The organism is Streptomyces sp. NPDC001508, from assembly GCF_040298665.1.
Taxonomy (GTDB): Bacteria; Actinomycetota; Actinomycetes; order Streptomycetales; family Streptomycetaceae; genus Streptomyces.
Genome location: NZ_JBEPAP010000007.1, coordinates 71,806 through 97,789, shown reverse-complemented (window position 1 = coordinate 97,789; position 25,984 = coordinate 71,806). Strand labels below are relative to the sequence as shown.

The 25,984-nt window shown below is 68.5% G+C and carries 24 protein-coding genes and 1 tRNA gene; 14 read left to right on the top strand and 11 right to left on the bottom strand.

Features of this window, described 5'->3' with window-relative positions:
• Positions 1–4: 4 nt before the first annotated feature.
• Genes ABT245_RS09560 through ABT245_RS09540 form a run of 5 tightly spaced genes read left to right on the top strand, consistent with a single transcriptional unit; the run spans position 5 to position 3,978 of the window.
• The gene (locus ABT245_RS09560; RefSeq protein ID WP_351730937.1) at positions 5–175 is read left to right on the top strand and encodes a hypothetical protein; all 171 of its coding nucleotides are present in this window, start codon (positions 5–7) and stop codon (positions 173–175) included.
• Positions 172–1,245, top strand: coding sequence for a DNA cytosine methyltransferase (locus tag ABT245_RS09555; RefSeq protein ID WP_351730934.1), 1,074 nt, complete (start codon positions 172–174; stop codon positions 1,243–1,245). Before ABT245_RS09560 ends, ABT245_RS09555 begins: the two co-directional genes overlap by 4 nt.
• Positions 1,242–2,636 carry a replication initiator protein RepSA gene (gene repSA, locus ABT245_RS09550; RefSeq protein WP_351730931.1) on the top strand — a complete coding sequence of 465 codons (1,395 nt, stop codon included), beginning with the start codon at positions 1,242–1,244 and terminating at the stop codon, positions 2,634–2,636. The genes ABT245_RS09555 and repSA overlap by 4 nt, the downstream gene beginning before the upstream one ends.
• Complete coding sequence (locus ABT245_RS09545) at positions 2,633–2,821, top strand: helix-turn-helix domain-containing protein (RefSeq protein ID WP_351730928.1); 189 nt, start codon at positions 2,633–2,635, stop codon at positions 2,819–2,821. The genes repSA and ABT245_RS09545 overlap by 4 nt, the downstream gene beginning before the upstream one ends.
• Positions 2,821–3,978, top strand: coding sequence for a tyrosine-type recombinase/integrase (locus tag ABT245_RS09540; protein WP_351730925.1), 1,158 nt, complete (start codon positions 2,821–2,823; stop codon positions 3,976–3,978). The genes ABT245_RS09545 and ABT245_RS09540 overlap by 1 nt, the downstream gene beginning before the upstream one ends.
• Before the next feature lie 55 nt (positions 3,979–4,033).
• On the opposite strand, the gene ABT245_RS09535 is transcribed toward ABT245_RS09540, so the two are convergent.
• The 9 genes from ABT245_RS09535 to dnaA all read right to left on the bottom strand — a co-directional run bounded on the left by ABT245_RS09535 (position 4,034) and on the right by dnaA (position 17,083).
• A tRNA-Ile gene (locus ABT245_RS09535) sits at positions 4,034–4,110 on the bottom strand.
• Positions 4,111–4,244: 134 nt separating this feature from the next.
• Positions 4,245–5,051, bottom strand: coding sequence for a DUF3566 domain-containing protein (locus ABT245_RS09530; RefSeq protein WP_351730923.1), 807 nt, complete (start codon positions 5,049–5,051; stop codon positions 4,245–4,247).
• A gap of 18 nt (positions 5,052–5,069) precedes the next feature.
• On the bottom strand, positions 5,070–7,667 hold the full coding sequence (gene gyrA, locus ABT245_RS09525) for a DNA gyrase subunit A (protein WP_351730920.1): 2,598 nt from the start codon (positions 7,665–7,667) through the stop codon (positions 5,070–5,072).
• Between the two features lie 42 nt (positions 7,668–7,709).
• Positions 7,710–9,773: a DNA topoisomerase (ATP-hydrolyzing) subunit B gene (gene gyrB / locus ABT245_RS09520; RefSeq protein ID WP_351730917.1), complete on the bottom strand. Its 2,064-nt coding sequence runs from the start codon at positions 9,771–9,773 to the stop codon at positions 7,710–7,712.
• A 461-nt stretch (positions 9,774–10,234) separates the two neighbouring features.
• On the bottom strand, positions 10,235–10,777 hold the full coding sequence (locus ABT245_RS09515; protein ID WP_351730914.1) for a DciA family protein: 543 nt from the start codon (positions 10,775–10,777) through the stop codon (positions 10,235–10,237).
• Positions 10,774–11,898 carry a DNA replication/repair protein RecF gene (gene recF / locus ABT245_RS09510; protein WP_351730911.1) on the bottom strand — a complete coding sequence of 375 codons (1,125 nt, stop codon included), beginning with the start codon at positions 11,896–11,898 and terminating at the stop codon, positions 10,774–10,776. The genes ABT245_RS09515 and recF overlap by 4 nt, the downstream gene beginning before the upstream one ends.
• Before the next feature lie 52 nt (positions 11,899–11,950).
• On the bottom strand, positions 11,951–12,826 hold the full coding sequence (gnd, locus tag ABT245_RS09505; protein WP_351730908.1) for a phosphogluconate dehydrogenase (NAD(+)-dependent, decarboxylating): 876 nt from the start codon (positions 12,824–12,826) through the stop codon (positions 11,951–11,953).
• Between the two features lie 143 nt (positions 12,827–12,969).
• Positions 12,970–14,100, bottom strand: a complete 1,131-nt coding sequence (gene dnaN, locus ABT245_RS09500) for a DNA polymerase III subunit beta (RefSeq protein ID WP_351730905.1) — start codon at positions 14,098–14,100, stop codon at positions 12,970–12,972.
• Between the two features lie 1,036 nt (positions 14,101–15,136).
• Positions 15,137–17,083, bottom strand: a complete 1,947-nt coding sequence (gene dnaA / locus ABT245_RS09495) for a chromosomal replication initiator protein DnaA (RefSeq protein ID WP_351730902.1) — start codon at positions 17,081–17,083, stop codon at positions 15,137–15,139.
• A gap of 375 nt (positions 17,084–17,458) precedes the next feature.
• Between dnaA and rpmH the strand changes: the two genes are divergently transcribed.
• From rpmH to ABT245_RS09450, 9 genes are all read left to right on the top strand, one after another.
• Positions 17,459–17,596: a 50S ribosomal protein L34 gene (gene rpmH, locus ABT245_RS09490; RefSeq protein WP_003956500.1), complete on the top strand. Its 138-nt coding sequence runs from the start codon at positions 17,459–17,461 to the stop codon at positions 17,594–17,596.
• 21 nt (positions 17,597–17,617) lie between these two features.
• The gene (rnpA, locus tag ABT245_RS09485) at positions 17,618–17,989 is read left to right on the top strand and encodes a ribonuclease P protein component (protein WP_351730899.1); all 372 of its coding nucleotides are present in this window, start codon (positions 17,618–17,620) and stop codon (positions 17,987–17,989) included.
• Positions 17,986–18,351 carry a membrane protein insertion efficiency factor YidD gene (gene yidD / locus ABT245_RS09480; RefSeq protein WP_351730897.1) on the top strand — a complete coding sequence of 122 codons (366 nt, stop codon included), beginning with the start codon at positions 17,986–17,988 and terminating at the stop codon, positions 18,349–18,351. The genes rnpA and yidD overlap by 4 nt, the downstream gene beginning before the upstream one ends.
• 3 nt (positions 18,352–18,354) lie before the next feature.
• Positions 18,355–19,617: a membrane protein insertase YidC gene (gene yidC, locus ABT245_RS09475; protein WP_351730894.1), complete on the top strand. Its 1,263-nt coding sequence runs from the start codon at positions 18,355–18,357 to the stop codon at positions 19,615–19,617.
• 15 nt (positions 19,618–19,632) lie between these two features.
• Positions 19,633–20,145: a Jag family protein gene (locus tag ABT245_RS09470; RefSeq protein ID WP_351730891.1), complete on the top strand. Its 513-nt coding sequence runs from the start codon at positions 19,633–19,635 to the stop codon at positions 20,143–20,145.
• Positions 20,146–20,259: 114 nt separating this feature from the next.
• Entirely contained in the window at positions 20,260–20,976 is a 717-nt protein-coding gene (gene rsmG / locus ABT245_RS09465) for a 16S rRNA (guanine(527)-N(7))-methyltransferase RsmG (RefSeq protein ID WP_351730888.1), read from the top strand.
• Positions 20,977–21,306: 330 nt separating this feature from the next.
• On the top strand, positions 21,307–22,380 hold the full coding sequence (locus tag ABT245_RS09460) for a ParA family protein (RefSeq protein WP_351731242.1): 1,074 nt from the start codon (positions 21,307–21,309) through the stop codon (positions 22,378–22,380).
• Entirely contained in the window at positions 22,377–23,477 is a 1,101-nt protein-coding gene (locus ABT245_RS09455; protein WP_351730885.1) for a ParB/RepB/Spo0J family partition protein, read from the top strand. The genes ABT245_RS09460 and ABT245_RS09455 overlap by 4 nt, the downstream gene beginning before the upstream one ends.
• 363 nt (positions 23,478–23,840) lie before the next feature.
• Complete coding sequence (locus ABT245_RS09450; protein ID WP_351730883.1) at positions 23,841–24,458, top strand: GNAT family N-acetyltransferase; 618 nt, start codon at positions 23,841–23,843, stop codon at positions 24,456–24,458.
• 118 nt (positions 24,459–24,576) lie between these two features.
• Here ABT245_RS09450 and trxA read toward each other — a convergent pair whose 3' ends face one another.
• Both trxA and trxB read right to left on the bottom strand, forming a co-directional pair.
• On the bottom strand, positions 24,577–24,909 hold the full coding sequence (gene trxA / locus ABT245_RS09445; protein ID WP_351730881.1) for a thioredoxin: 333 nt from the start codon (positions 24,907–24,909) through the stop codon (positions 24,577–24,579).
• Positions 24,910–24,950: 41 nt separating this feature from the next.
• A complete protein-coding gene (trxB, locus tag ABT245_RS09440) occupies positions 24,951–25,919 on the bottom strand; it encodes a thioredoxin-disulfide reductase (RefSeq protein WP_351730878.1) in 969 nt (322 codons plus the stop codon).
• Positions 25,920–25,984 lie beyond the last annotated feature (65 nt).

The window sequence follows — 25,984 nt, the reverse complement described above, 5'->3', positions numbered from 1 at the left end:
CGCCGTGGCTCTTCTGAACTGGCGCTCTCCCGAGCACTACGACCACACCGGCGACCAGCCCTGCGTGATCTGCACCAAGCCCACTCCGCTGCGCTCGGACCGGGGCAAGCCCGTCCACAAGGTCTGCGCTGAGGAATGGATCGACGCCCACACCTCGAAGGAGGGCGACAAGTGACCGCCGCACGCCGCTCCCGCGTCCTCGACCTGTTCGCCGGTCCCGGCGGCTGGTCGGAGGGACTGCGTGCCCTCGGTCTGCGAGACATCGGTATCGAGATCGACCCCTCCGCCTGCGCCACCCGCGCCGCCGCCGGGCACACCACGGTCCGCGCCGATGTCGCCGCCTACCCCACCGCACCGCTTCGTGGGAAGGTCTCCGGGCTCATCGCGTCCCCGCCCTGCCAGACCTTCAGCGCTGCTGGACTGCGCGCCGGGAACGACGACATGGACCTGTGTCACCAGGGCCTTGACGACATCGCCCGCGGGAGCGACACCCGCGCCGCACTTCGCGCCGCCTGCGCCGACCCGCGTTCCCTCCTCGTCGTCGAGCCGCTGCGCTATGCCCTCGACCTGCGCCCCGACTGGATAGCCCTGGAGGAAGTCCCCGCAGTGCTCCCCTTGTTCGAGCACACCGCCCACCTGTTGGCCGCTGTCGGCTACTCGACGTGGACCGGCGTCCTCAACGCGGCTGACTTCGGCCTGGCGCAGACCCGCCGGCGCGCCTTCCTGATGGCCTCCCGTACCCGCCCGGCCCTGCCTCCGGAACCCACCCATGCCGACGGCGGCACCTTCGCCGACCTCTTCGGCGACGGGCTTCCCCCGTGGCGGACCATGCGCGACGCCTTGGGTTGCCCGCCCGGCGTCGTCGTCACTCGCGGGAACCACACCACGGGCGGTAGCCGCTTTCCCACCACCGGCCCGTCCTGGGCTATCACCGGCCGTGCCCGCTCCTGGCTGCTCAAGGTCGGCAACCGCCCCGCCGCCACCCGCCGGCGCCTGGACCAACCCGCACCCACTCTGCTGTTCGGCAAGGCCCTCAACGACGTCTCTTGGATCGACGCCGACGGCACCCCCATCCGCCGCCTGGACGTCACCGAAGCGGCTGCGCTTCAGGGATTCCCCGCCTCCTACCCGTGGACCGGCTCCCGGACCAAGCAGTTCGAGCAGATCGGCAACGCGGTTCCACCCCCGCTCGCGACCGCCCTGGTACGCCCCTTGATCCCCGCCGTCCTGGAGGTCGCCGCGTGACTGACACCGCCACCATGGCGGGCCTGGACCCGGCCACCCTCGCCGACGTGCTGAGGCTGGCCGGGTCCACCGGCTTCGACCGCATCCAGGACCAGATCCGCCGCACCGGCGGCTGCTCCGACCCCATCCACCTGCAAGGCTCCACCGTTACCCGCGACGCGGCCACGGGCCACGTGCTGCACTCCTACTCGACCGACACCGAACCCGGCGGCCGGCTCCGTATCGCCTGCGGCAACCGCCGTGCCTCCCGCTGCCCCGCCTGCGCCTGGACCTACGCCGGAGACACCTACCACCTGATCCGCGCCGGCCTCGCCGGCGACCCCGACAAGGGCACCCCGCACACCATTCGGGATCACCCCCGCGTTTTCGCCACCCTCACGGCGCCCTCGTTCGGCCCCGTCCACAACCGCCCCGGCAACCGGCCCTGCCGCTGCGGCACCCGCCACCCTGAGGACGCGCCCGAACTCGGCACCCCCCTCGACCCGGACACGTACGACTATGCGGGCGCCGTGCTGTGGAACAACCACGCCTCCGACCTGTGGCGCTACTTCACGATCTACCTGCGCCGCGAGATCGCGAAGCGGGCCGGACTCACCCAGAAAGCCGCCCATGAACAGTCCCGGGTGTCCTTCGGCAAGGTCGCCGAATACCAGAAGCGCGGGGCCGTGCACTTCCATGCCGTGATCCGCTTCGACGGACCCGACGGACCCGACAGTCCGCCGCCGGCCTGGGCCACCCTCGACGTTCTCACCGACGCGATCCGCGCCGCCGCTGCCCGCGTCGCTGTCGACGTACCGCCCGCGGGAGACCAGCCGTCCCGCATCCTGCGCTGGGGCACACAGCTCGATGTCCAGCCGATCGGCGCGTTCGGCCACGGTGAAGAGATCACCGAACAGGCCGTCGCCTCCTACGTCGCCAAGTACGCCACCAAAGCAGCCGAGACCACCGGCACCGTGGATCGCCGCATCGGCAACAAAGAGGCCCTGGTTCTGCTCGACGTACCCGACCACCCCGCCCGGCTCATCGCCGCATGTCTCGACCTGCACGCCCTCTACCCGGACCGGAAGCTCCGGGACTGGGCTCACATGCTCGGCTTCCGGGGCCACTTCTCCACCAAGTCCCGCCGCTACTCCACCACCCTGGGCGCCCTCCGGCAGGTCCGCGCCGACTATCGAGCCGCCCAGCAACGCGCCTCCCTCGGCCTGCCCGACCCCGACGACAGCCCCGAGGCGACCACGCTCACCCTCGCCCACTGGACCTACGCCGGACACGGCCACACCCCCGGCGAGTCCTGGCTCGCCGCCAACATCCGCCGCGAGATCCAGTACAACCGCGAAACCGCCCGCGAGGAACTACCCGGCCTGCTCGACCTGGAAGGAGCCGCCGCATGACCACCGCCACGCCTGAGCTACTGACCGTCCCTGAGGTCATGGAACGGCTCAAGGTCGGCCGTACCAAGGTCTACGACCTGATCCGCACGCGCCGGCTGGTGTCCATCAAGGTCGACGGCTGCCGCCGTATCCCGACGGACGCGGTGCGGGAGTTCATCGATGGTCGGCTTGGGGAGGCTGCCTGATGGCCAAGCGTCGCCCCAACGGCGGGGGAACGATCACCAAGCGCAAGGACGGGCGTTACCAGGGTGCCACGTACGTCACCGACACCGACGGCAACCGCGTCCGGAAGTACGTCTACGGCGCGACCTGGGACGAGGCCAACGAGAAGCTCGGCAAGCTCCAGGATCAGGAGCGGAACGGCATTCCGGTGCCCTCTCGGGCCTGGACGCTCGGGGAGTGGCTGGCCTACTGGCTGGAGCACATCGTCAAGCCGGAGCGGGAGCACAACACGTACGTCAAGTACGAGTCCAAAGTCAGGCTCTACCTGTTGCCGCACCTGGCCAAGAAGCCGTTGACCAAGCTCACGCCGTCGCTGATCCGCACGTTCATGGCTGCACTGAAGCGTGAGAGGGTGGGCGCTTCCACCCGCTTCGAGGTACTGCGTGTCCTCCGCAACGCGCTCAACAGGGCCATGCGTGAGGAGATCCTGACACGCAATGTTGCCCTCCTGGTCGACATGCCCAAGGTCAGCAAGGACAAGGGGAGGGCATGGAGCGCTCGTGAGGCCGTGGCGTTCCTCCGCACGGCTCGTTCCCACCGTCTGTACGCGGCCTGTGTCCTGGTGCTCGTGCTCGGGCTCCGCCGCAGTGAGGTTCTGGGCCTGCGCTGGCAAGACATCGACTTTGAGGCCCGCCAGTTCACTCCGCTCAAGCAGGTGCAGCGGGTCAAGGGCGCCGGCTTGGTCCTCAAGGACCTCAAGACCGAGTCCTCACAGGCCGTGCTGCCTCTCCCCGAGTTCTGCGCCCGCGCACTGGAAGAGCGGCGGGAGCTACAAGAGCTGGAGCGGAAGATCGCCGGTGAGCACTGGTCGCAGGAGTCGGACCATGACCTGATCTTCTCCTCGGAGCATGGCGGAATGCTCGATCCGGTGGGCTTCTCCCGGACCTTCAACCGGCTCGTGACGCGCGCCGGCGTCCGCCGGATCACGGTTCGCCTTGCCCGGCACACCTGTGGCACTCTGCTGGCCTTCCTGAAGGTGCATCCCAAGGTGGCTCAGGCGATCCTGCGGCACAGCCAGATCAGCATGACCATGGATGTCTACACGCACGTGGTCGGCTCCGAGGAACGGGAAGCCGTCGCCATGCTCGCCGAGCTGCTGGAAGATCCGCTCATCGGTTGATGTCAGCCGTAGATGTCAAGAACCCCCAGCCACTGAGACTGGGGGTTCTTTTCGCTGGTGGGGCTAACAGGATTTGAACCTGTGGCCTCATCCTTATCAGGGATGCGCTCTAACCAACTGAGCTATAGCCCCGCCGCGCTCTGCGGTGTGTGTCCCGCGCGCTGACTCCTGAAGATTAGCGCACGACCGGGGCAGTCCCAAAATCGGTTGTCGCAGGCTCTACGGCAGAGGTTTGGAAGGCGTCGGGACGCGGTATGCCGCCCGCCCTACTCGTCCTCCGCCAGCGTCAGCTCCACACCCCCGACGAAGCCGGCGGAGAGGTTGTAGATGAACGCGCCGAGCGTGGCCAGCGCCGTCGCGAGGACGACGTCGATGACCGCGATGATCGCCGCGAACATCAGCACATGCGGAAGCGACAGGAAGGCTTGCAGGTCAAAGCCGTTCGCCTCGTTCGAGCCGGTCGCCTCCGAGATGGTGCCGCCGACGGTCGAGAAGACGCCCATCGCGTCCAGGACCATCCACAGCACCGCGGACGCGACGACCGTGCAGATGCCGAGCGCGATGGAGAGCAGGAAGCTGACCTTCATCACCGACCACGGATCGGCCTTGGCCACGCGCAGCCGCGCCTTGCGGGTGCGGGGCGTGGTGCGCGCGCCGGTGCGCGGCCGGCGCACGGCTCCGGCTCCCGACTCGGACTCGGTCTGCGCCGGGTAGGCCTGCGGCGGGTGGTAGGGCCCGTTGGGCTGTTGCTGCCGTCGCTCGCCCGGCAGCGGCGAGGCACCGTGTGCCTCCCCTGCCGGGGGCTGGGCGCCGGGAGCGGCCGGGCCCGCTCCAGCGCCGTAGTGCTGGGTCTGCGGGCCTCGGGTGTCCGTCACAGTTCCCCCCTGGGATCCATGAGAGTCGGGCGAGTGCGGGTCGGTCGCGGGCGACTTGACCGGCTTCAGATTGGTCGTGTGCGGATCCGTCGGGTTCGCGGCGCCCGCGGCGGAGCCACGGCCGCCGTCGCCCGTTCCCTTACCGGAATCGTTGCCGGTCGGGATACCGACCGAACCGGCGCCCGTGGCTCCGCTCACGATGACACACTCCTCGTGCTACTCAGCCGAGGGCGCCTCACCCTCGTCCGTGCCGGCGGTCGCGGCCTCCTCGGCGATCTCGTCCACGGCCACGTCACCGTCGACTTCCTCCGCCTCGCGCCCCGCCTCGGCGTTACGTGCGATACCGACGACGGCATCGCGCTTGCCCAGGTTGATCAGTTGGACGCCCATGGTGTCACGGCCCGTCTCCCTGACCTCGCTGACTCGCGTACGAATCACACCGCCGGACAGGGTGATGGCGAGGATCTCGTCACTCTCCTCGACGATCAGCGCGCCGACGAGCGAGCCGCGGTCCTCCACGATCTTGGCAGCCTTGATGCCGAGGCCGCCGCGACCCTGGACGCGGTACTCGTCGACGGCGGTCCGCTTCGCGTACCCACCGTCCGTGGCAGTGAACACGAACGTACCGGTTCGAACAACGTTCATCGACAAAAGCTCGTCGCTCTCGCGGAAGCTCATGCCCTTGACACCCGAGGTGGCCCGGCCCATCGGCCGCAGGGTGTCGTCCGAGGCGGTGAACCTGATCGATTGCGCCTTCTTGCTGATCAGAAGCAGATCGTCGTCCGACGACACCAGCTCGGCCCCGATCAGTTCGTCGTCGGACCCGTCCTCCCGCTCCCGTAGGTTGATCGCGATGACACCGCCGGAGCGTGGCGAATCGTAATCCTTCAGAGGCGTCTTCTTGACCAGACCCGCCTTGGTGGCGAGGACCAGGTACGGCGCCGCCTCGTAGTCGCGGATCGCGAGGATCTCGGCGATCGACTCGTCCGGCTGGAAGGCCAGCAGGTTCGCGACATGCTGCCCGCGCGCGTCCCGGCCGGCGTCCGGCAGCTCGTACGCCTTGGCCCGGTACACCCGGCCCTTGTTGGTGAAGAACAGCAGCCAGTGGTGCGTGGTGGAGACGAAGAAGTGGTCGACGATGTCGTCTTCCTTCAGCTTCGTGCCGCGCACGCCCTTGCCGCCGCGCTTCTGCGCCCGGTAGTCGTCCGTCTTCGTCCGCTTCACATAGCCGCCGCGCGAGACGGTGACGACGATGTCCTCCTCGGCGATCAGGTCCTCGATGGACATGTCGCCGTCGTAGGGCACCAGCATGGTCTTGCGGTCGTCGCCGTACTTCTCGACGATCGCCGCCAGTTCCTCGCTGACGATGCCGCGCTGGCGGACCGGCGAGGCGAGGATCTCGTTGTACTCGTTGATCTTCACCTGGAGTTCGTCGTGCTCCTGGACGATCTTCTGGCGCTCCAGGGCGGCCAGTCGGCGCAACTGCATCTCAAGGATGGCGTTCGCCTGGATCTCGTCGATCTCCAGGAGGTCCATCAGGCCGGCGCGGGCCACCTCGACGGTCGCACTGCGCCGGATCAGCGCGATGACCTCGTCGATGGCGTCCAGGGCCTTCAGCAGGCCGCGCAGGATGTGCGCCCGCTCCTCGGCCTTGCGCAGCCTGAAGCGGGTCCGGCGGACGACGACCTCGATCTGGTGCGTCACCCAGTGCCGGATGAACGCGTCCAGGGAGAGGGTCCGCGGCACCCCGTCGACCAGCGCCAGCATGTTGGCGCCGAAGTTCGTCTGCAGGTCGGTGTGCTTGTACAGGTTGTTCAGGACGACCTTGGCGACCGCGTCCCGCTTGAGGACGATCACCAGGCGCTGGCCGGTACGCGAGGACGTCTCGTCGCGCACGTCCGCGATGCCGCCGATCCTGCCGTCCTTCACCAGGTCGGCGATCTTCTGCGCCAGGTTGTCCGGGTTGACCTGGTACGGCAGCTCGGTGACCACCAGGCACTGGCGGTTCTGGATCTCCTCGACCTCGACGACCGCGCGCATGGTGATCGAGCCGCGCCCGGTGCGGTAGGCCTCCTCGATGCCCTTGCGGCCCACCACCAGGGCGCCGGTCGGGAAGTCCGGGCCCTTGATGCGCTCGATGAGCGCGTCGAGCAGTTCCTCGTGCGAGGCGTCCGGGTTCTCCAGGCACCACTGGGCGCCGGCCGCGACCTCCCGCAGGTTGTGCGGCGGGATGTTGGTCGCCATGCCGACCGCGATGCCCGCCGAGCCGTTGATCAGCAGGTTCGGGAAGCGGGAGGGCAGGACGGTCGGCTCCTGGGAGCGGCCGTCGTAGTTGTCCGTGAAGTCGACGGTCTCCTCGTCGATGTCGCGGACCATCTCCATCGACAGCGGCGCCATCTTGCACTCGGTGTAGCGCATGGCCGCCGCCGGGTCGTTGCCCGGGGAGCCGAAGTTGCCGTTGGAGTCGACGAGCGGCATGCGCATCGCCCACGGCTGGGCCAGGCGGACCAGCGCGTCGTAGATCGAACTGTCGCCGTGCGGGTGGTAGTTGCCCATGACGTCGCCGACGACACGGGCGCACTTGTAGAAGCCGCGTTCGGGCCGGTAGCCGCCGTCGTACATGGCGTACAGGACGCGGCGGTGGACGGGCTTGAGGCCGTCACGGACGTCGGGCAGCGCGCGGGACACGATGACGGACATCGCGTAGTCCAGGTACGAGCGCTGCATCTCCGTCTCGAGCCCGACGGGCTCGATGCGCATGGTGGTGTCGCCGCCCTCGGCCTCGGGCGTGACTGGCGTGTTCTCGTCGGCCATTGCTGGTGAAGATCCTTCCCGGTGCGGTCAGCTGAGACCGACTCAGATGTCGAGGAAGCGGACGTCCTTGGCGTTGCGCTGGATGAACTGGCGGCGGGCCTCGACGTCCTCGCCCATCAGGACCGAGAACAGGTCGTCGGCCTGGGCGGCGTCGTCGAGGGTTACCTTGCCGAGGACCCGGTGGTCGACGTCCATCGTCGTCACGCGCAGTTCCTCGGCGTTCATCTCGCCGAGGCCCTTGAAGCGCTGGATCGAGTCCTCCCTGATGCGCTTGCCGCGCTGGCGGCCCAGCTCGATGAGGGCGTCGCGCTCGCGGTCGGAGTACGCGTACTCGGCGTCCTCCCGACCCCACTTGATCTTGTAGAGCGGGGGCCGGGAGAGGTACACATGGCCACGCTCCACGAGATCCCGCATGAAGCGGAACAGGAAGGTCAGCAGCAGGGTGTTGATGTGCTGGCCGTCGACGTCGGCGTCCGCCATCAGGATGATCTTGTGATAGCGGAGCTTGTCGATGTCGAAGTCCTCGTGCACCCCCGTGCCGAAGGCGGAGATCAGCGCCTGGATCTCCTGGTTCTGCAGGATCTTGTCGATCCTGGCCTTCTCGACGTTGAGGATCTTGCCGCGGATCGGGAGGATCGCCTGGTACTGCGGGTTGCGGCCGGACTTGGCCGAGCCGCCGGCGGAGTCGCCCTCGACGATGAAGATCTCGCACTTGGCCGGGTCGTTGGACTGGCAGTCCGCCAGCTTGCCCGGCAGGGACGCGGTCTCCAGCAGGCCCTTACGACGGGTCAGATCGCGGGCCTTGCGGGCCGCCACGCGCGCGGTGGCCGCCTGGATGCCCTTGCGGATGATGTCCGAGGCCTCGTTCGGGTTGCGGTCCAGCCAGTCGTTGAGGTGCTCGTAGACGGCCTTCTGCACGAAGGTCTTGGCCTCCGTGTTGCCCAGCTTGGTCTTCGTCTGGCCCTCGAACTGCGGCTCGCTCAGCTTGACCGAGATGATCGCGGTCAGACCCTCGCGGATGTCGTCGCCCGTGAGGTTGTCATCCTTCTCGCGCAGCAGCTTCTTGTCGCGCGCGTACTTGTTGATCAGCGAGGTCAGGGCCGCCCGGAAGCCCTCCTCGTGCGTGCCGCCCTCATGGGTGTGGATGATGTTGGCGAAGGAGTACACGCCCTCGCTGTAGCCGCTGTTCCACTGCATCGCGACCTCGAGGGACAGGCTCTTGTCCTTGTCCTCGGCCTCCAGGTCGATGACGGTGGGGTGCACCACGTCTCCCTTGCGGGAGTTGAGGTACTTCACGAAGTCGACGATGCCGCCCTCGTAGTGGTACGTGACCGACTTGACCTCGTCCTTCTCGTCGGCGCCCGCCTCATCGGCACCCGAGGTGGCCTTCGCCGACTCACGCTCGTCGGTGAGCCGGATGGTCAGGCCCTTGTTGAGGAACGCCATCTCCTGGAAGCGCCGCGAGAGCGTCTCGAAGGAGTAGTCGGTGGTCTCGAAGATGTCCGGGTCGGCCCAGAAGGTGACCGAGGTGCCGGTTTCCTCGGTCTCCTCGTGCTCGGCGAGCGGGGCCGTCGGCACGCCCATCTTGTAGTCCTGCGTCCACCGCCGGCCGTCGGTCCTGACCTCGACCGACACCTTGCTCGACAGGGCGTTGACGACGGAGACGCCGACGCCGTGCAGACCGCCGGAGACCGCGTAGCCGCCGCCGCCGAACTTGCCGCCCGCGTGCAGCACGGTCAGGACGACCTCGACGGCCGGCTTGCCCTCGGAGGGGACGATGCCGACCGGGATGCCACGGCCGTTGTCGACGACACGGACGCCGCCGTCGGCCAGGATCGTCACGTCGATCGTGTCCGCGTGCCCGGCCAGCGCCTCGTCGACCGAGTTGTCGACGACCTCGTACACCAGGTGGTGCAGACCGCGCTCGCCGGTCGAGCCGATGTACATACCGGGTCGCTTGCGAACCGCGTCCAGGCCCTCGAGCACGGTGATCGCGCTGGCGTCGTACGAGGCGGTGACCTCGCCGTTCGCGCCGGCGTCAGGGGACGGGATGTTCTCGTTGGGGTTGCCGGAATCGGCCACGAAGCGCCCTTTCTGGCACAGCACGAGCCAGGCTCCTGGGGGTGCCCCCTCTGGGGGAGGGTTGCCGGAGCGGCTGCGGCATGTTGCGTTGGTAAGCCTTGATCAGCGTTGCTCAGCTTTTCCCGGACGGTCCCCACGTTCGGGGCGGGATCGGCTCCAGTCTACCGGTAGCGCCGACAGTGATGGGGGTTTGCCGGTACCTGAGTCCCCATGTGCCGCCCTCAACCGGTCTCGGCCGGGTCCCGATATACGGAAGGGGGCTCCAAGAGGCTCACAGCGCCACTCAGCGCTTCCGGCTGTCAACCCCTGGCTACTCCAGGGTCAGCTCGCGCCGGGCGTTCACCCGCGATCCCCCGGTCAACCCGCCCGCGACGGTCAGAAACGGGCGCCCGACCAGCGAAGATGTGAGGTCGGTCACCTGATCGGCGGGCGCGTCGCAGCCCCGCTCGACGGCCCCGTGAACGCCCCCCTCGGTGAGGCGTCGGTCACCCGTAGGTGTCGCCGGGGCCCGTGCTGCCCGGGGCGCGCAGAGGGCCGTAGCGACGGGCGGTACCGCCCGGACCGTGCACCTTGATCAGCTTCACGGTGCCGTGGCCCAGGTCTTCGTTGAGGCGGGCGACCAGCGTCGGCGCGAGCAGCCGCAGTTGGGTCGCCCACGCCGTGGAGTCGCACTGCACGGACAGGACGCGCTCGTCCTCGTCGTAGCGATGCGGCACGCAGTGCTTGGCGAGGTCGTCGCCGACGATCTGCGGCCAGCGGCCCATGACCCCGCCCACCGCGGCGGGCGCCTCCCAGCCGCGCTCGGTGATCAGCCGGTTGATGGCGGCGCCCAGCGCCATCGGGTCGCGGCCGTCGGCCCGCGCGCCGGAGCGCAGCCCCCCGCGCCGCGCCTGCTTCTTCTGCCGTGCCGCGTCCCCACGCGCGCGTGCCGCCTCCTTCGCCGCGCGCAGCGCCACGCGCGCGAGGTCGACGCCCGAGGGCTCGGCGGGCCGCTGGGACCGCGCCGGGGCCGGCTCGTCGCTGCTCATGCGCGCTCCACCCTCCCGTCGGACACCGTGTACCGGGCCCCGGCCAGGACGTCCGGTACGTCGTCGTCGACCGCGGCGGTCACCAGGACCTGCTCGCCCGGCGCGACCAGTTCGGCCAGCCGCTCCCGCCGCCGGGCGTCCAACTCGGCGAAGACGTCGTCCAGGACCAGCACCGGTTCGTTGCCCTCCGAGCGGAGCAGGTCGTACGAGGCCAGGCGCAGCGCCAGCGCGCAGGACCAGGACTCGCCGTGCGAGGCGTACCCCTTGGCGGGCAGCCGGCCGAGTTTGAGGATCACATCGTCCCGGTGCGGGCCGACGAGGGTGACGCCCCGCTCGATCTCCTGCTTGCGCGCCTCGGCGAGCGCGGCCGTCAGCTGGCCGTACAGCTCCTCGCGCGTGTGGGCCTCGCCGGGCGCGGACGGCTTGTACTCCATGGCCACGGGACCGCCCCCGGGGGCCAGTTGCTCGTACGCCTTGTCGGCCAGCGGCTCGATCGCGGCGATCAGATCGAGGCGCTGGGCGAGCAGTTCGGCGCCCGCGCGCGCGAGATGCTGGTCCCAGACGTCGAGCGTGGACAGATCCGTCCCCGCCCGGCCGCCGTGCCTGCGGGCCAACGCGGCCGATTTCAACAGGGTGTTGCGCTGCTTGAGGACCCGCTCGTAGTCGGAGCGCACGCCGGCCATCCGCGGCACCCGGGCGGTGATCAGCTCGTCCAGGAAGCGGCGCCGCTCCCCGGGGTCGCCCTTGACCAGCGCCAGGTCCTCGGGCGCGAACAGCACGGTCCGTACGATGCCCAGCACGTCCCGGGGCCGGACCTGCGCGGACCGGTTGACGCGGGCGCGGTTGGCCTTGCCGGGGTTCAGCTCCAGCTCGACCAGTTGCTGCCGCTCGCCCTGTCTGACCTGGGCTCGGATGATCGCGCGTTCGGCCCCCACGCGGACCAGGGGGGCGTCCGAGGCGACGCGGTGGCTGCCGAGGGTGGCGAGATAGCCGATCGCCTCGACGAGGTTCGTCTTGCCCTGCCCGTTGGGGCCGACGAAGGCGGTGACGCCCGGGTCGAGCGGGACCTCGACCCGGGCGTACGAGCGGAAGTCGGCCAGCGAGAGATGCGTGACGTGCATGGTCGTTCGCCGACCTCCCCCAATGTTGTGGACCGATGTGCGGCCCTGTGGATTACTTCTTCTCGACCGCGTGACCGCCGAACTGGTTCCGCAGCGCCGCGATCATCTTCATCTGCGGGGAGTCGTCCTGCCGCGAGGCGAACCGGGCGAACAGCGACGCGGTGATCGCGGGCAGCGGCACCGCGTGGTCTATGGCGGCTTCCACGGTCCACCGGCCCTCGCCGGAGTCCTGTGCATAACCCTTCAGCCCGGCCAGGTGCTCGTCCTCGCCGAGGGCGTTCACCGCGAGGTCCAGGAGCCAGGAACGGATGACCGTCCCCTGCTGCCAGGAGCGGAAGACCTCCCGCACGTCCGTGACGGAGTCGACCTTCTCAAGAAGCTCCCAGCCTTCCGCGTACGCCTGCATCATCGCGTATTCGATGCCGTTGTGGACCATCTTCGCGAAGTGGCCCGCGCCGACCCTGCCGGCGTGCACCGAACCGAAGTCGCCCTCCGGCTTGAGCGCGTCGAAGACCGGTTGCGCCCTGGCGACATGCTCCGGGTCGCCGCCGTACATCAGCGCGTAGCCGTTCTCCAGGCCCCAGACCCCGCCGGAGACACCGCAGTCGACGAAGCCTATGCCCTTGGCGGCCAGTTCCTCGGCGTGCTTCTCGTCGTCCGTCCAGCGGGAGTTGCCGCCGTCCACGACGACATCACCGGGCTCCAGCAGACCGGCCAGCTCGTCGATGGTGGACTGGGTGGGCTCGCCGGCCGGGACCATCACCCAGACCACGCGCGGACCGGAGAGCTTGCCCACAAGCTCCTCCAGGCTGTGCACATCCGCGAGGTCCGCGTTGCGGTCGTATCCGATGACGGTGTGGCCCGCGCGACGGATCCGCTCGCGCATGTTGCCGCCCATCTTGCCGAGGCCGACGAGACCGAGCTCCATCAGTTGCTGTCCTTCGGTTGCTGTGTGACGTACGGGGCACGTTCGTACCCGCGTCCGAGCCTAAACCCGGACCGCCATGCACAGCTGTGGGCATACGCGCTCATACGTACGCCCCTCACCTGGGGCTTTGCCGGTGCGGGCGGTCAGCCGCTGAGGCGCACCGGCATGATCAGGTACTTGTAGGCCTCGTCCGCCTCGGCGTCCACCGCGGGCCTGCCGCTGAGCAGCGCGGGCTTCGTGGACGTCGTGAACGACAGCTGCGCCACCGGCGAGTCGATGGCGCTCAGGCCGTCGAGCAGGAAGGTCGGGTTGAAGGCGATGGAGATGTCGTCGCCCTCCAGCTGCGCGTCGACCCTTTCCACAGCCTGTGCGTCGTCGCTGGAGCCGGCCTCCAGGATGAGCACGCCCTGCTCGAAGCTGAGCCGCACCGGGGTGTTGCGCTCGGCGACCAGGGCGACGCGCTTGACGGCCTCCACGAAGGGGGCGGTCTCGATCACGGCGACCGAGTTGAACTCCGTCGGGAACAGCGTGCGGTACTTGGGGAGGTCGCCCTCCAGCAGGCGCGTGGTCGTCCGCCGGCCCGCACCCTCGAAACCGATCAGGCCCTCGCCGGCACCGGAGCCGGACAGGGCGAGCGTCACGCTGTCCCCGCTGGTCAGCGCCTTGGCGGTGTCCAGGAGGGTCTTGGCGGGCACCAGGGCGACCGCGGAGGCGTCCGGGTTCTCGGGCTTCCACAGGAACTCGCGGACCGCGAAGCGGTAGCGGTCGGTGGAGGCGAGCGTGACGGTGTCGCCCTCGATCTCGATGCGCACACCGGTCAGGACGGGCAGCGTGTCGTCGCGTCCGGCCGCGATGGCGACCTGTGCGGCGGCGGAGGCGAAGACCTCGCCGGGGACCGTGCCCGTGGCGTTCGGCATCTGCGGCAGGGCCGGGTACTCCTCCACAGGCAGGGTGTGGAGGGTGAAGCGCGAGGAGCCGCAGACCACCGTCGCCCGTACACCGTCTGTGGAAATCTCCACCGGGCGGTTGGGCAGGGCGCGGCAGATGTCGGCCAGCAGGCGGCCGGAGACGAGGACCGTGCCCTCCTCCTCGACCTCCGCCTCGACGCTCACGCGCGCGGAGACCTCGTAGTCGAAGCCGGACAGGCTCAGCTGGCCGTCCTCGGCCTTCAGGAGGAGGCCGGCGAGGACAGGCGCCGGCGGACGGGCCGGGAGGCTGCGTGCCGCCCAGGCCACTGCCTCCGCGAGTACGTCGCGTTCCACCCGGATCTTCACCGTAAGCCGCCTCCTGCTGTTGCTACTGAGTCCTACGACCCGGTGTCACTGCCCCATGGGTAGGGAAGAACACCGGCGACCAGTCTGACGCACCGCACTGACAGTAGGTGCCCGTCGCGGTCAAGTCGTGCCGGGGGGTGGTCGGGCACGAGAGGGCGAGTTGTGCACAGGCCCCGCTTCGAAACGGATTCCGCTCTCTCTCTGATTGGGAGTAGTAGTAGGGCCTGTGGATACCGTGGATAACCACGTTTGCCCTGCTCAGCGCGGAAATTTTGTCCACTGGCCCTGTGGGCGGAGGCGGTGGACAACCAGGGGTCTCTGTGGAGAACAAGAAGTTCTGCACACCCCACCCACAGCCTGAGGCCACTTCTCCCCAGCTGCGTCCCCAGGTTTACCCAGGTTTCCCACAGCCCAACCCGGCACCTTGGTGTGACGCCTTTCACTCGAGGCGGTGATCGGGTGCGTCGTGTTGCCGAACAGTGGACAGAGATGTGGAGAAGCCCGGGATCACTGGGGACAACCGGCCCCAGCCTGTGGGCCGACGGTGGACAACTCCGTGCACAGCCTGTGGATCCCCGCTTTGTCCACAGGCTGTGGAGATCTTTCGTCCACTAATCCACAGCCGGGTGACCTGCCTCGATGTTCCTTCACCCGGCCGGGCTGTGGATACGTTCTGGACAACTCGGCGATCCCCAGGATGTGGACGGAAGAAACTCACCGAATCTGTGGAGAGCGGCCGTAACCCGGCGGGTAATCGAACACGTGGTGACGGGCGGGCGTCGGGTGGCCGCCGACGCGCGCCGCCGAGCCTGGCCTGTGGACGGGCTCCGACGGCGATCCGACGGCGTTCCGGCGGCGCTCTGGCGGCGTTCCGACGGCCTCCAGCCGCGTCCCGGCCGTCTGCCGGCCCCGTCCTGGCCGCGTCCCAGCCGCGTGCCAGCCGCGATCCGGTCGCGTGCCGAGCACGCGCCGGAGACACGGAAAGGCGCCCCGGGGATCTCTCCCGAGGGCGCCCGGTGCCGTGCTGTGGCCGCCGTCAGCCGTTCTTGATGCGGTTGGTCAGCTCGGTGACCTGGTTGTAGATGGAGCGGCGCTCCGCCATCAGCGCGCGGATCTTGCGGTCGGCGTGCATCACCGTCGTGTGGTCGCGCCCGCCGAACTGGGCGCCGATCTTCGGCAGCGAGAGATCGGTCAGCTCCCGGCACAGGTACATGGCGATCTGCCGGGCGGTGACCAGGGCACGACCGCGCGAGGTGCCGCACAGGTCCTCGACCGTGAGACCGAAGTAGTCGGCCGTCGCCGCCATGATGGCCGGCGCGGTGATCTCGGGGGCGGTGTCCTCGCCGCCGGGAATCAGATCCTTGAGGACGATCTCCGTCAGGCCCAGGTCGACCGGCTGCCGGTTGAGCGAGGCGAACGCCGTCACCCGGATCAGCGCGCCCTCCAGCTCGCGGATGTTGCGGGAGATCCGGGAGGCGATGAACTCCAGCACCTCGGGCGGGGCGTTCAACTGCTCCTGCACCGCCTTCTTGCGCAGGATCGCGATGCGGGTCTCCAGCTCGGGCGGCTGGACGTCGGTGATCAGACCCCACTCGAAGCGGTTGCGCAGCCGGTCCTCCAGGGTGACCAGCTGCTTGGGCGGCCGGTCGCTGGAGAGCACGATCTGCTTGTTCGCGTTGTGGAGCGTGTTGAAGGTGTGGAAGAACTCCTCCTGCGTCGACTCCTTGTCCGCGAGGAACTGGATGTCGTCCACAAGAAGGATGTCCATCTCGCGGTAGCGCTTGCGGAAGCTGTCGCCCTTGCCGTCACGGATGGAGTTGATGAACTCGTTGGTGAACTCCTCCGAGCTGACGTACCGCACGCGCGTGCCCGGGTACAGGCTGCGCGCGTAGTGCCCGATGGCGTGCAGCAGATGCGTCTTGCCGAGCCCCGACTCCCCGTAGATGAAAAGGGGGTTGTACGCCTTCGCCGGTGCCTCGGCGACGGCGACCGCGGCCGCGTGCGCGAAGCGGTTGGACGCGCCGATGACGAACGTGTCGAAGAGGTACTTCGGATTCAGCCGTGCGGTCGGCTCGCCCGGACCGGTCGCCGGCGCGGGCTGCGCGGCCAGCGGCCCGGGGGCACCCGTCGTCGGCAGGTTCGGGCCCACGGGACCGCCGCGGTGCACCTGGCCGGCGCCGGCCGGCGGCTCGGGCAGCTCGCGCCGGGCCGGGTCCCGCTGGTCGTAGTCGGGGCGTGATCCTTCGTAGCCGGAGCGCTGCCGCTCGTACGGCGGGCGCTCCATGCCCTGCGGGCGGTAGTCCTGCCCGGCGCCGTACGCGTCCTGGCCCGAGGTGTAGGAGTCCGGCGGCCCATAGGCGTCACGCGCGGACGAACCGTAGGAGTCCTGCGGCGGCGACGCGTACGGGTCACGCTCCGGGAAGCCGAGCCGCGGCTGCTGCCAGCCGTACTCGTCCCGGCCGGACCGCGGCCACGCGCCGGGCTCGGGCCGCTGGTACTCGGACGGATAGGCGGGGCGGGGGGCGGGGAGCCGGTCCGGCCTGATGCTCGTCTCCGTGCCCGGCAACTGTTCGGTGCGGTGCCGGCCGTACCCCTCGTACGGGGCCGACGGCAGTTCGGGCTCCTCGTAACGGGACTTCGGCACCGTCGGCGCGGTCTCCTCGGCCGGGGGCGCGCGCCGCGGGGCGGGGGGCCCAGGAGGCTCGCCCGCGGACTCGTCGACGGTGATGGCGATGCGGATCGGGCGGCCGCACTCCCGGCTCAGGGTCTCGCTGACGATCGGCGCCAGCCGGCCCTCCAGCACGCCCTTGGCGAACTCGTTCGGCACGGCGAGCAGCGCGGTGTCCGCGACCAGGGCAAGCGGCTGGCACCGCCGGATCCAGTGCTCGTCCTTCGCCTCCACGCCCTGACCACGGCCCTCCCCGAGGAGTTGCTCCAGTACGCGTGGCCACACTGCGGCAAGATCGGCAGGTACGTCAGCCACAGGGCACGCTCTCTCGCAGGTCCCACGAACGTGTGGTTGTGGGACGGGTCGGGATCTAAAAGGGGTGGTGCGGGGGACAAGGGAACGAATCGGGGTCCAGTCACGGTAGTCAGCGCGGCGGGTACGGTTCAAGTTGTTGTCCCCAGCCTGTGGACAGTGTCCCTGCGTGACCCCGGGTTTGACCGGATGGCGTAGCCGCGCGTACCGTAACCAGGTCGAGTTGTCGATGGCTGCTGCCGCCTGCCTCCGATGGGCACAGGTCACGTCAGGTGATCGGTAAGCGGTGCACTCGGGCGTCACTGCGAGCTACTCGTGGGCGCACGGTGACAGCCAGGACGGCACCCCGCCACTACTGATTCTTTCTGGAGCCCCCGAGTGAGCAAGCGCACCTTCCAGCCGAACAACCGTCGTCGCGCGAAGACCCACGGCTTCCGGTTGCGTATGCGCACCCGTGCCGGCCGCGCGATTCTCGCGTCCCGCCGTAGCAAGGGTCGCGCCCGTCTGTCCGCCTGATCCCGATCAGGTCATGACGTCGTGCTGCCCACCGAGAACCGGCTGAGGCGGCGCGAGGACTTCGCGACCGCGGTACGACGGGGGCGCCGGGCCGGACGCCCGCTCCTCGTCGTCCACTTTCGTAGCGGTGCCACGGACCCGCACGCGCCTGGGGAGAGCGCTTCCCCGACGCGTGCGGGTTTCGTCGTCAGCAAGGCCGTGGGCGGTGCGGTCGTGCGCAACAAAGTGAAGCGCAGACTTCGTCATCTGATGCGTGACCGAGTCGCCCTGTTCCCCCCCGGTAGCCTGGTAGTCGTACGAGCGCTGCCCGGATCGGGTGACGCAGACCATGCACAGCTGGCCCGAGACCTGGATGCCGCCTTGGGGCGACTGCTGGGAGGGGGCGCGCGATGAAGTACCCGCTGCTGGCTCTGATCAAGCTCTATCAGTGGACGATCAGTCCACTGCTCGGGCCGGTGTGCAAGTACTACCCGTCGTGTTCCCACTACGGCTACACGGCCATCGACCGGCACGGTGCGATCAAGGGCACGGCACTGACCGCCTGGCGCATCCTCCGGTGCAATCCGTGGTCGCTCGGCGGTGTGGACCATGTTCCGCCGCGCAAGCGCCCGCGGTGGCACGAAAAGCTGCGCAGCGCCTGGCGCGCACGCAAGGGCGGGCCCTCCGCCGCCGAACCGGCCACCGAGGCGAAGCTCCCCTCCGGGCTTCCCTCAAGCCCGGCCGCAGAGACCTCGTCCCATGCCCAAGGAGCATGATTAGTGGACACGATTGCCAGCCTCTTCAGCTTTATCACCACACCCGTTTCCTGGGTCATCGTCCAGTTCCACACGGTGTACGGCGCCATCTTCGGCCCTGACACCGGGTGGGCCTGGGGCCTGTCGATCGTGTCCTTGGTGATTCTGATCCGTATCTGCCTGATCCCGCTCTTCGTGAAGCAGATCAAGGCGACCCGGGCCATGCAGACGCTGCAGCCCGAGATGAAGAAGATCCAGGAGCGCTACAAGAACGACAAGCAGCGTCAGTCCGAAGAGATGATGAAGCTGTACAAGGAGTCGGGGACCAACCCGCTCTCCTCGTGCCTTCCCATCCTGGCGCAGTCCCCGTTCTTCTTCGCCCTGTACCACGTGCTCAACGGCATCGCGTCGGGCAAGACCATCGGTGTCATCAACGACCAGTTGCTCGCCAGCGCCCAGAAGGCGCACATCGTCGGCGCCCCGCTGGCCGCGAAGTTCACCGACAGTGCGGACAAGGTCTCCGCGCTCGGTGCCTCGCTGACCGACGTCCGCGTCGTCACCGCGATCATGATCGTCCTCATGTCGGCGTCGCAGTTCTACACGCAGCGCCAGCTGATGACGAAGAACGTCGACACCACGGTGAAGACGCCGTTCATGCAGCAGCAGAAGATGCTGATGTACATCTTCCCGGTCATGTTCGCTGTCTTCGGTATCAACTTCCCCGTCGGTGTCCTCGTCTACTGGCTGACCACCAACGTGTGGACCATGGGCCAGCAGATGTACGTCATCCACAACAACCCGACCCCGGGTTCCAAGGCCCAGGCCGCCTACCTGGAGCGCCTGACCAAGCACGTCACGCACCACGGCAAGGTCCGTCGGCGCAGCGAGAAGGTCATCGTCAAGGCGATCGTCACCAAGGGCCGCGACCGCAACGAGTACGAGCGCAAGTTCATCAACGGCCTGAGCAAGGCGGGCCTCGCCGCGCAGAGCGACGGCTCCGTGATCAAGAGCGAGAGCCAGGCCGTCGCCGAGGCCGAGGACGGTGCGACCACCACCGCTCCCAAGCGCCAGCAGCCCAAGCGTCAGACCAAGGCCCAGCGCCAGTCCGGCAACCCGAAGCAGGCCGGTGACGACGCGCCGACCACGTCGCTGAACAAGTCCGAACAGCCGCAGGACGCCAAGCCCGCAGCCAAGCAGGCCCCGCAGCAGGGCGCCGGCACCCGCAGCAAGGCCCAGTCCGGTCAGCGCAAGGGTTCACAGCGGCCCAAGTCCCCGTCCAAGAAGTAAGAAGGAGCCCATCCCGTGACGGAAGGCACCACCTCCGCCGCTGCCGAGGGTGCAGACACCCTGACCCGCCTGGAGCAGGAGGGTGAGATCGCGGCGGACTATCTTGAGGGTCTGCTCGACATCGCCGACCTCGACGGCGACATCGACATGGACGTTGAGGCCGACCGCGCCTCCGTGTCGATCATCAGCGACACGGGCAGCCGCGATCTGCGGAAGCTGGTCGGCCGTGACGGCGAGGTGCTGGAAGCCCTCCAGGAGCTGACCCGCCTGGCCGTGCACCGGGAGACCGGGGACCGCAGTCGGCTGATGCTGGACATCGCGGGCTACCGCGCCAAGAAGCGCGCCGAACTCTCCGAGCTGGGCGCCAAGGCCGCCACCGAGGTCAAGAACACCGGCGAGCCCGTCAAGCTCGAGCCGATGACCCCGTTCGAGCGCAAGGTCGTGCACGACGCGGTCAAGGCCGCGGGGCTGCGCAGCGAGTCCGAGGGCGAGGAACCACAGCGGTTCGTCGTCGTGCTGCCCGCCTGATCGGCCCCTACGTTCCACCGGCCCCGTCTGTTGCCCAGACGGGGCCGAACTTTGTCAGCCTGGTAGTTCTGTGGTCGGCGCACGGCGTCGGCGCTGTACGGAAGGACGGTCCCCGTGACGGAGGCAGCGGATCTCCCCCCTGCGCCCGAACAGGCGCGGGAAGTGTTTGGCGATCGCTTCGCCGATGCGGTCCGCTATGCGGAGCTGCTGGCCGAGGCCGGCGTGCAGCGTGGTCTGATCGGCCCACGGGAAGTGCCCCGCCTGTGGGAGCGACACCTGCTCAACTGTGCGGTGCTCTCCGAGGTCGTCCCCGAAGGGGTCACGGTGTGCGATGTGGGCTCGGGCGCCGGCCTGCCCGGCATTCCCCTCGCGCTCGTCCGCGAGGACCTGAAGATCACCCTGCTGGAGCCGTTGCTCCGCCGTACCAACTTCCTCGCCGAGGTCGTCGAACTGCTGGGGCTGGACCATGTGACCGTCGTCCGTGGCCGAGCCGAGGAGGTCATGGGAAAGCTGCCGCCGGTCCACGTGGTGACGGCTCGGGCAGTTGCCCCGCTGGACCGGCTCGCCACCTGGGGGATCCCTCTGCTGCGCCCGTACGGTCAGATGCTCGCGCTGAAGGGAGACACGGCCGAGGAGGAGCTGAAGGCCACAGGTGCCGCGCTGAGCAAGCTGGGAGCGGTGTCGACCTCCATCCTGCGTGTGGGCGAGGGCGTCGTGGACCCGCTGTCCACCGTCGTACGGGTCGAGGTCGGGGAGAGTCCCGGCGGTGTGCGTTTCGCGGCCAAGCGAGCAAAGGCGGCCCGTACCGGGCGGGCCCGCAGACGTCGTTGAGGATGTCAGAACGGATGAGTGATGCTGATCCGTCCTGACGACCACCCGTACTCCACACAAGCCTCCAAACCTACGCAACCCGGAGTGTCGCGAAGAATACGGCCGCAGTCGCTGTGCATCGTGTTTCACGTGAAACGTCGCTCACTCTTGCACGGCATCATCAGTCGCGGCCGCGCCGCGGCCGAACCCCGCGACCGCAAGCCTCTGGGGTCACTCGGGGAAACGCTCCCCTCGAATGACGCTCCGTCCCCCTGTGGGGGCCCGGAGTTGTCCACAGAGGTGGATTTCTCCACAGAACACCAGGCCTCACTGGTTCATGACCCCGAAGGCATGGGAGGCTCTGTTCATCGCGAGCCTGAAGTCGAGGAGAGTGAATCCTTGCGGTCCGACGCCAACATCGCGGGACCGATGACCGATCCGGTCCCCGGTCCCCGTACCGAGTCGATGGGGGCGGATGTTTCACGTGAAACACCGCCCCCGATGGACGACACTCCCATCGGTCGTGCTGCCCAATTGGCGGTGGAGGCTCTGGGCCGCGCCGGCGAAGGGCTGCCACGGCCCGAGCAGACCCGAGTCATGGTGGTCGCCAATCAGAAGGGTGGCGTCGGCAAGACCACGACGACGGTCAACCTTGCCGCTTCACTCGCTCTGCACGGCGCCCGTGTCCTGGTGGTCGACCTCGACCCGCAGGGCAATGCCTCGACCGCGCTGGGTATCGACCATCACGCCGAAGTCCCTTCCATCTACGATGTGTTGGTCGAGAGCAAGCCGCTGGCGGAGGTGGTGCAGCCGGTCCCCGACGTCGAGGGCCTCTTCTGTGCCCCCGCCACGATCGATCTCGCCGGTGCGGAGATCGAGCTGGTATCGCTGGTGGCCCGGGAGAGCCGGCTCCAGCGGGCCATCCAGGCGTACGAGCAGCCGCTGGACTACATCCTCATCGACTGCCCGCCGTCCCTCGGCCTGTTGACCGTCAACGCCTTGGTGGCCGGGGCCGAAGTCCTCATCCCCATCCAGTGCGAGTACTACGCGTTGGAGGGACTGGGGCAACTGCTGCGCAACGTCGACCTGGTGCGAGGCCACCTCAACCCCGCCCTGCATGTGTCGACCATCCTGCTCACCATGTACGACGGCCGGACGCGTCTTGCCTCCCAGGTCGCGGAAGAGGTGCGCAGCCACTTCGGTGACGAGGTGCTGCGGACGAGCATTCCCCGCTCGGTCCGTATCTCCGAGGCGCCGAGCTATGGGCAGACGGTGCTGACCTACGATCCTGGATCGAGTGGCGCCCTCTCTTATCTTGAGGCGGCACGAGAGATCGCGCTGAGGGGCGTCGGCGTCAGCTACGACCCGACGCAGGCCCATATCGGGCCACAGAGCAACCCGAACATGGTGGAGGGGATTCAGTGAGCGAGCGACGGAGGGGGCTGGGCCGCGGGCTGGGCGCATTGATCCCTGCTGCCCCGACCGAGAAGAACCCGGCCTCGGCCGCGGTGGGGGGAGCGCCATCTCCGTCGCCCGCCCCGGTTCCGGTGCTGACGACGGACCGTGGGGTGGCCGCGGCGAAGGTGACCACGCTGCCGCCTGTTTCACATGAAACCGAGGAACCAGCGGTCTTCAGCATCACCGAGACGCCAGCACCGCCGATGGGTGCTCACTTCGCCGAGATCCCCCTCGACTCCATCACTCCGAACCCGCGCCAGCCGCGTGAGGTCTTCGACGAGGACGCGCTGCAAGAACTGGTCACCTCCATCAAGGAGGTCGGTCTCCTCCAGCCTGTCGTCGTACGGCAGTTGGGACCCGCCCGCTACGAACTCATCATGGGTGAGCGGCGTTGGCGCGCCTGCCGGGAGGCAGGGCTTGAGGCGATCCCCGCGATCGTGCGGGCGACGGAGGACGAGAAGCTCCTCCTGGACGCCCTCCTGGAGAACCTGCACCGCGCCCAGCTGAACCCTCTGGAAGAGGCCGCCGCCTACGACCAGTTGCTCAAGGACTTCAACTGCACCCATGACCAACTGGCCGACCGGATCGGGCGTTCTCGCCCCCAGGTCTCCAACACCCTGCGGCTGCTGAAGCTGTCGCCGGCCGTCCAGCGACGGGTCGCCGCCGGTGTGCTCTCCGCCGGACACGCCCGGGCGCTGCTGTCCGTGGAGGACTCCGAGGAGCAGGACCGACTCGCCCACCGGATCGTGGCCGAGGGGCTTTCCGTACGTGCCGTCGAGGAGATCGTGACCCTGATGGGCTCCCGTCCCCAGACGACGCAGCGGTCCAAGGGGCCCCGGGCCGGAGCCCGTGTCTCCCCGGCGCTGAACGAGCTGGCCACCCGTCTCTCGGACCGCTTCGAGACACGGGTGAAGGTCGACCTCGGTCAGAAGAAGGGCAAGATCACGGTCGAGTTCGCCTCCATGGAAGACCTTGAGCGGATCCTCGGCACGCTCGCTCCGGGTGAGGGTCCGGTCTTCCAGCAGGGTCTCCACGACGGGGACCCCGAGGCGTCGGAGGACTGACAGCACGGGCGTCCCTGCCCCTGTCGGACGACGGAGCGGCTGGTGTCGGACGACGGAGCGGCTGGTGTCGGACGACGGAGCGGATCGTGTCCGGTGTGTACCGGAACACGATCCGCTCTTTGCTTTTTGTCGGTATCGATGCAAACGCATCGTGGATACGATGCGTACGGGTATGGCGCATTCACCTGGCAGCACCTCTCGGTGGAAGGCGGGGGTCATGCGAACGGTGAGCCGGACCGGAGTGGTGAGCGCGGGCCTGGGACTGGGCGTGCTCGGCGGCTTCGTCGGCAGTCTGCTCAGGGAACGGAGCGCTTTGACAGCCGCTCGCGACGCGGCGGGCGAAGGAAGCGAGGAACAGCCTTCATGGGGCGCCGGCTCGTACCGCTCACGCTGGACAATCTTCAGGATCTTCCCAAGCGTTGCCGCTCGTGTGTCTTCTGGGAACTCGACCCGGTCAGCGGCGAGGCCGCGGTAAAGGCGGGCACGGCCACGGTGGAGAAGGAGGGCTGGATCTCCGCCGTCCTTCTGGACTGGGGATCCTGTGGCCGGGTGGTCTATGTCGACGAGGTGCCGGTCGGCTTCGTGCTCTATGCGCCTCCGGCCTATGTCCCCCGCTCCACGGCGTTCCCGACGAGTCCCGTCTCCCCCGACGCGGTGCAGCTGATGACCGCGTTCATCATGCCCGGCTATCAGGGGCAGGGACTGGGCCGAGTGATGGTGCAGACGGTCGCCAAGGATCTGCTGCGCCGCGGGTTCAAGGCGATCGAGGCCTTCGGGGACGCGCGCTGGAGGGAACCCGCCTGCGTTCTGCCCGCCGATCATCTGCTGGCGGTGGGCTTCAAGACGGTACGGCCCCACCCCGCCTACCCGAGACTGCGCCTGGAGCTGCGTACGACGCTGTCGTGGAAGGAAGACGTGGAGATGGCCATCGACCGGCTCCTGGGGGCCGTACACAAGGAACCAGCGCTTCGGCCGCTCTAGCCGTTCTGTGTATGCCGTCGTTGATGCGGGCGTTCTCAAGCGAATGGGCCAGCCCTTCCGGGTTGGCCCATTCGTGTTTCACGTGAAACATGCCCCGTCGGTGCGACGACTCAGCCGACTACTCGGCGATGAAGTCCTCAAGGTCGCGGACGATCGCGGCCTTCGGCTTGGCACCGACAATGGTCTTGGCGACCTCGCCGCCCTGGTAGACGTTCAGGGTCGGGATCGACATGACGCCGTACCTGGCGGCCGTAGCCGGGTTCTCGTCGATGTTGAGCTTGACGATCTCGATCTTGTCGCCGTACTCGGCGGCAATGGCCTCAAGGGACGGAGCGATCTGGCGGCACGGACCGCACCAGGCGGCCCAGAAGTCCACCAGAACGGGCTTGTCGCTCTTGAGGACGTCCTCATCGAAGGAGGAGTCGGTCACATGCTTCAGGGTGCCGGCCACGGCGGGCTCCTTAACTTGATCGTACGGTGGGGCGGAAGGGGTCAGACGGAAGTCTTCTCGGGCTCGGCCTTCTCTCCGTCCGCGAGGGCGGCAAGGAAGCGCTCGGCGTCGAGAGCGGCGGAGCAGCCGGTGCCGGCCGCGGTGATCGCCTGTCGATAGGTGTGGTCGACGACATCGCCGGCGCCGAAGACACCGGTCAGGCTGGTCCGGGTGGAGGGGGCGTCGACCTTCAGATAGCCCTCTTCGTCCAGGTCGAGCTGGCCCTTGAACAGCTCCGTGCGCGGGTCGTGTCCGATCGCGATGAACAGACCCGTCACCGGGAGGTCGGACAGCTCGCCCGTCTTGACATTGCGCAGCTTCAGACCGGAGAGCTTCTGGCCGCCCTGGATCTCGGCGACCTCGCTGTCCCAGACGAACTTGATCTTCGAGTCGGCGAAGGCGCGTTCCTGCATCGCCTTGGAGGCGCGCAGCGTGTCCCGGCGATGGACGATCGTCACCGACCTGGCGAACCGGGAGAGGAAGGTGGCCTCCTCCAGCGCGGTGTCACCGCCGCCGATCACCGCGATGTCCTGGTCCTTGAAGAAGAACCCGTCACAGGTGGCGCACCAGGAGACACCCCGGCCGGAGAGTTCGTCCTCGCTCGGCAGGCCCAGCTTGCGGTGCTGGGAGCCGGTGGCGACGATGACGGCCTTCGCCTGGTGGACGGTGCCCGCGGTGTCCGTGACGGTCTTGATCTCAGCCGTGAGGTCGACGGAGACGACATCATCCGGCACCAGCTCGGCGCCGAAGCGCTCCGCCTGGGCCCGCATGTTGTCCATCAGCTCGGGGCCCATGATGCCGTCGCGAAAGCCCGGGAAGTTCTCCACGTCGGTGGTGTTCATCAGCGCGCCGCCGGCGGTGACGGCGCCCTCGAACACCAGAGGCTTCAGCGACGCGCGCGCGGTGTAAAGCGCCGCCGTGTAGCCGGCGGGCCCGGAGCCGATGATGATCACGTTACGGACGTCGCTCACGGCTGCATTCCTCGTCTCTGGTCTACGTCAGTTCGACCGGTGGGAGCCCCTTTCAGAACTCTCAC

Coding starts and splice junctions, on each gene's coding strand:
- gyrA (WP_351730920.1), bottom strand. CDS start 7,667: ATGGCCGACGAGAACACGCCAGTCACGCCCGAGGCCGAGGGCGGCGAC.
- ABT245_RS09515 (WP_351730914.1), bottom strand. CDS start 10,777: ATGAGCAGCGACGAGCCGGCCCCGGCGCGGTCCCAGCGGCCCGCCGAG.
- ABT245_RS09450 (WP_351730883.1), top strand. CDS start 23,841: ATGGGGCGCCGGCTCGTACCGCTCACGCTGGACAATCTTCAGGATCTT.
- ABT245_RS09545 (WP_351730928.1), top strand. CDS start 2,633: ATGACCACCGCCACGCCTGAGCTACTGACCGTCCCTGAGGTCATGGAA.
- ABT245_RS09460 (WP_351731242.1), top strand. CDS start 21,307: ATGGGAGGCTCTGTTCATCGCGAGCCTGAAGTCGAGGAGAGTGAATCC.
- recF (WP_351730911.1), bottom strand. CDS start 11,898: ATGCACGTCACGCATCTCTCGCTGGCCGACTTCCGCTCGTACGCCCGG.
- ABT245_RS09540 (WP_351730925.1), top strand. CDS start 2,821: ATGGCCAAGCGTCGCCCCAACGGCGGGGGAACGATCACCAAGCGCAAG.
- yidD (WP_351730897.1), top strand. CDS start 17,986: ATGAAGTACCCGCTGCTGGCTCTGATCAAGCTCTATCAGTGGACGATC.
- gnd (WP_351730908.1), bottom strand. CDS start 12,826: ATGGAGCTCGGTCTCGTCGGCCTCGGCAAGATGGGCGGCAACATGCGC.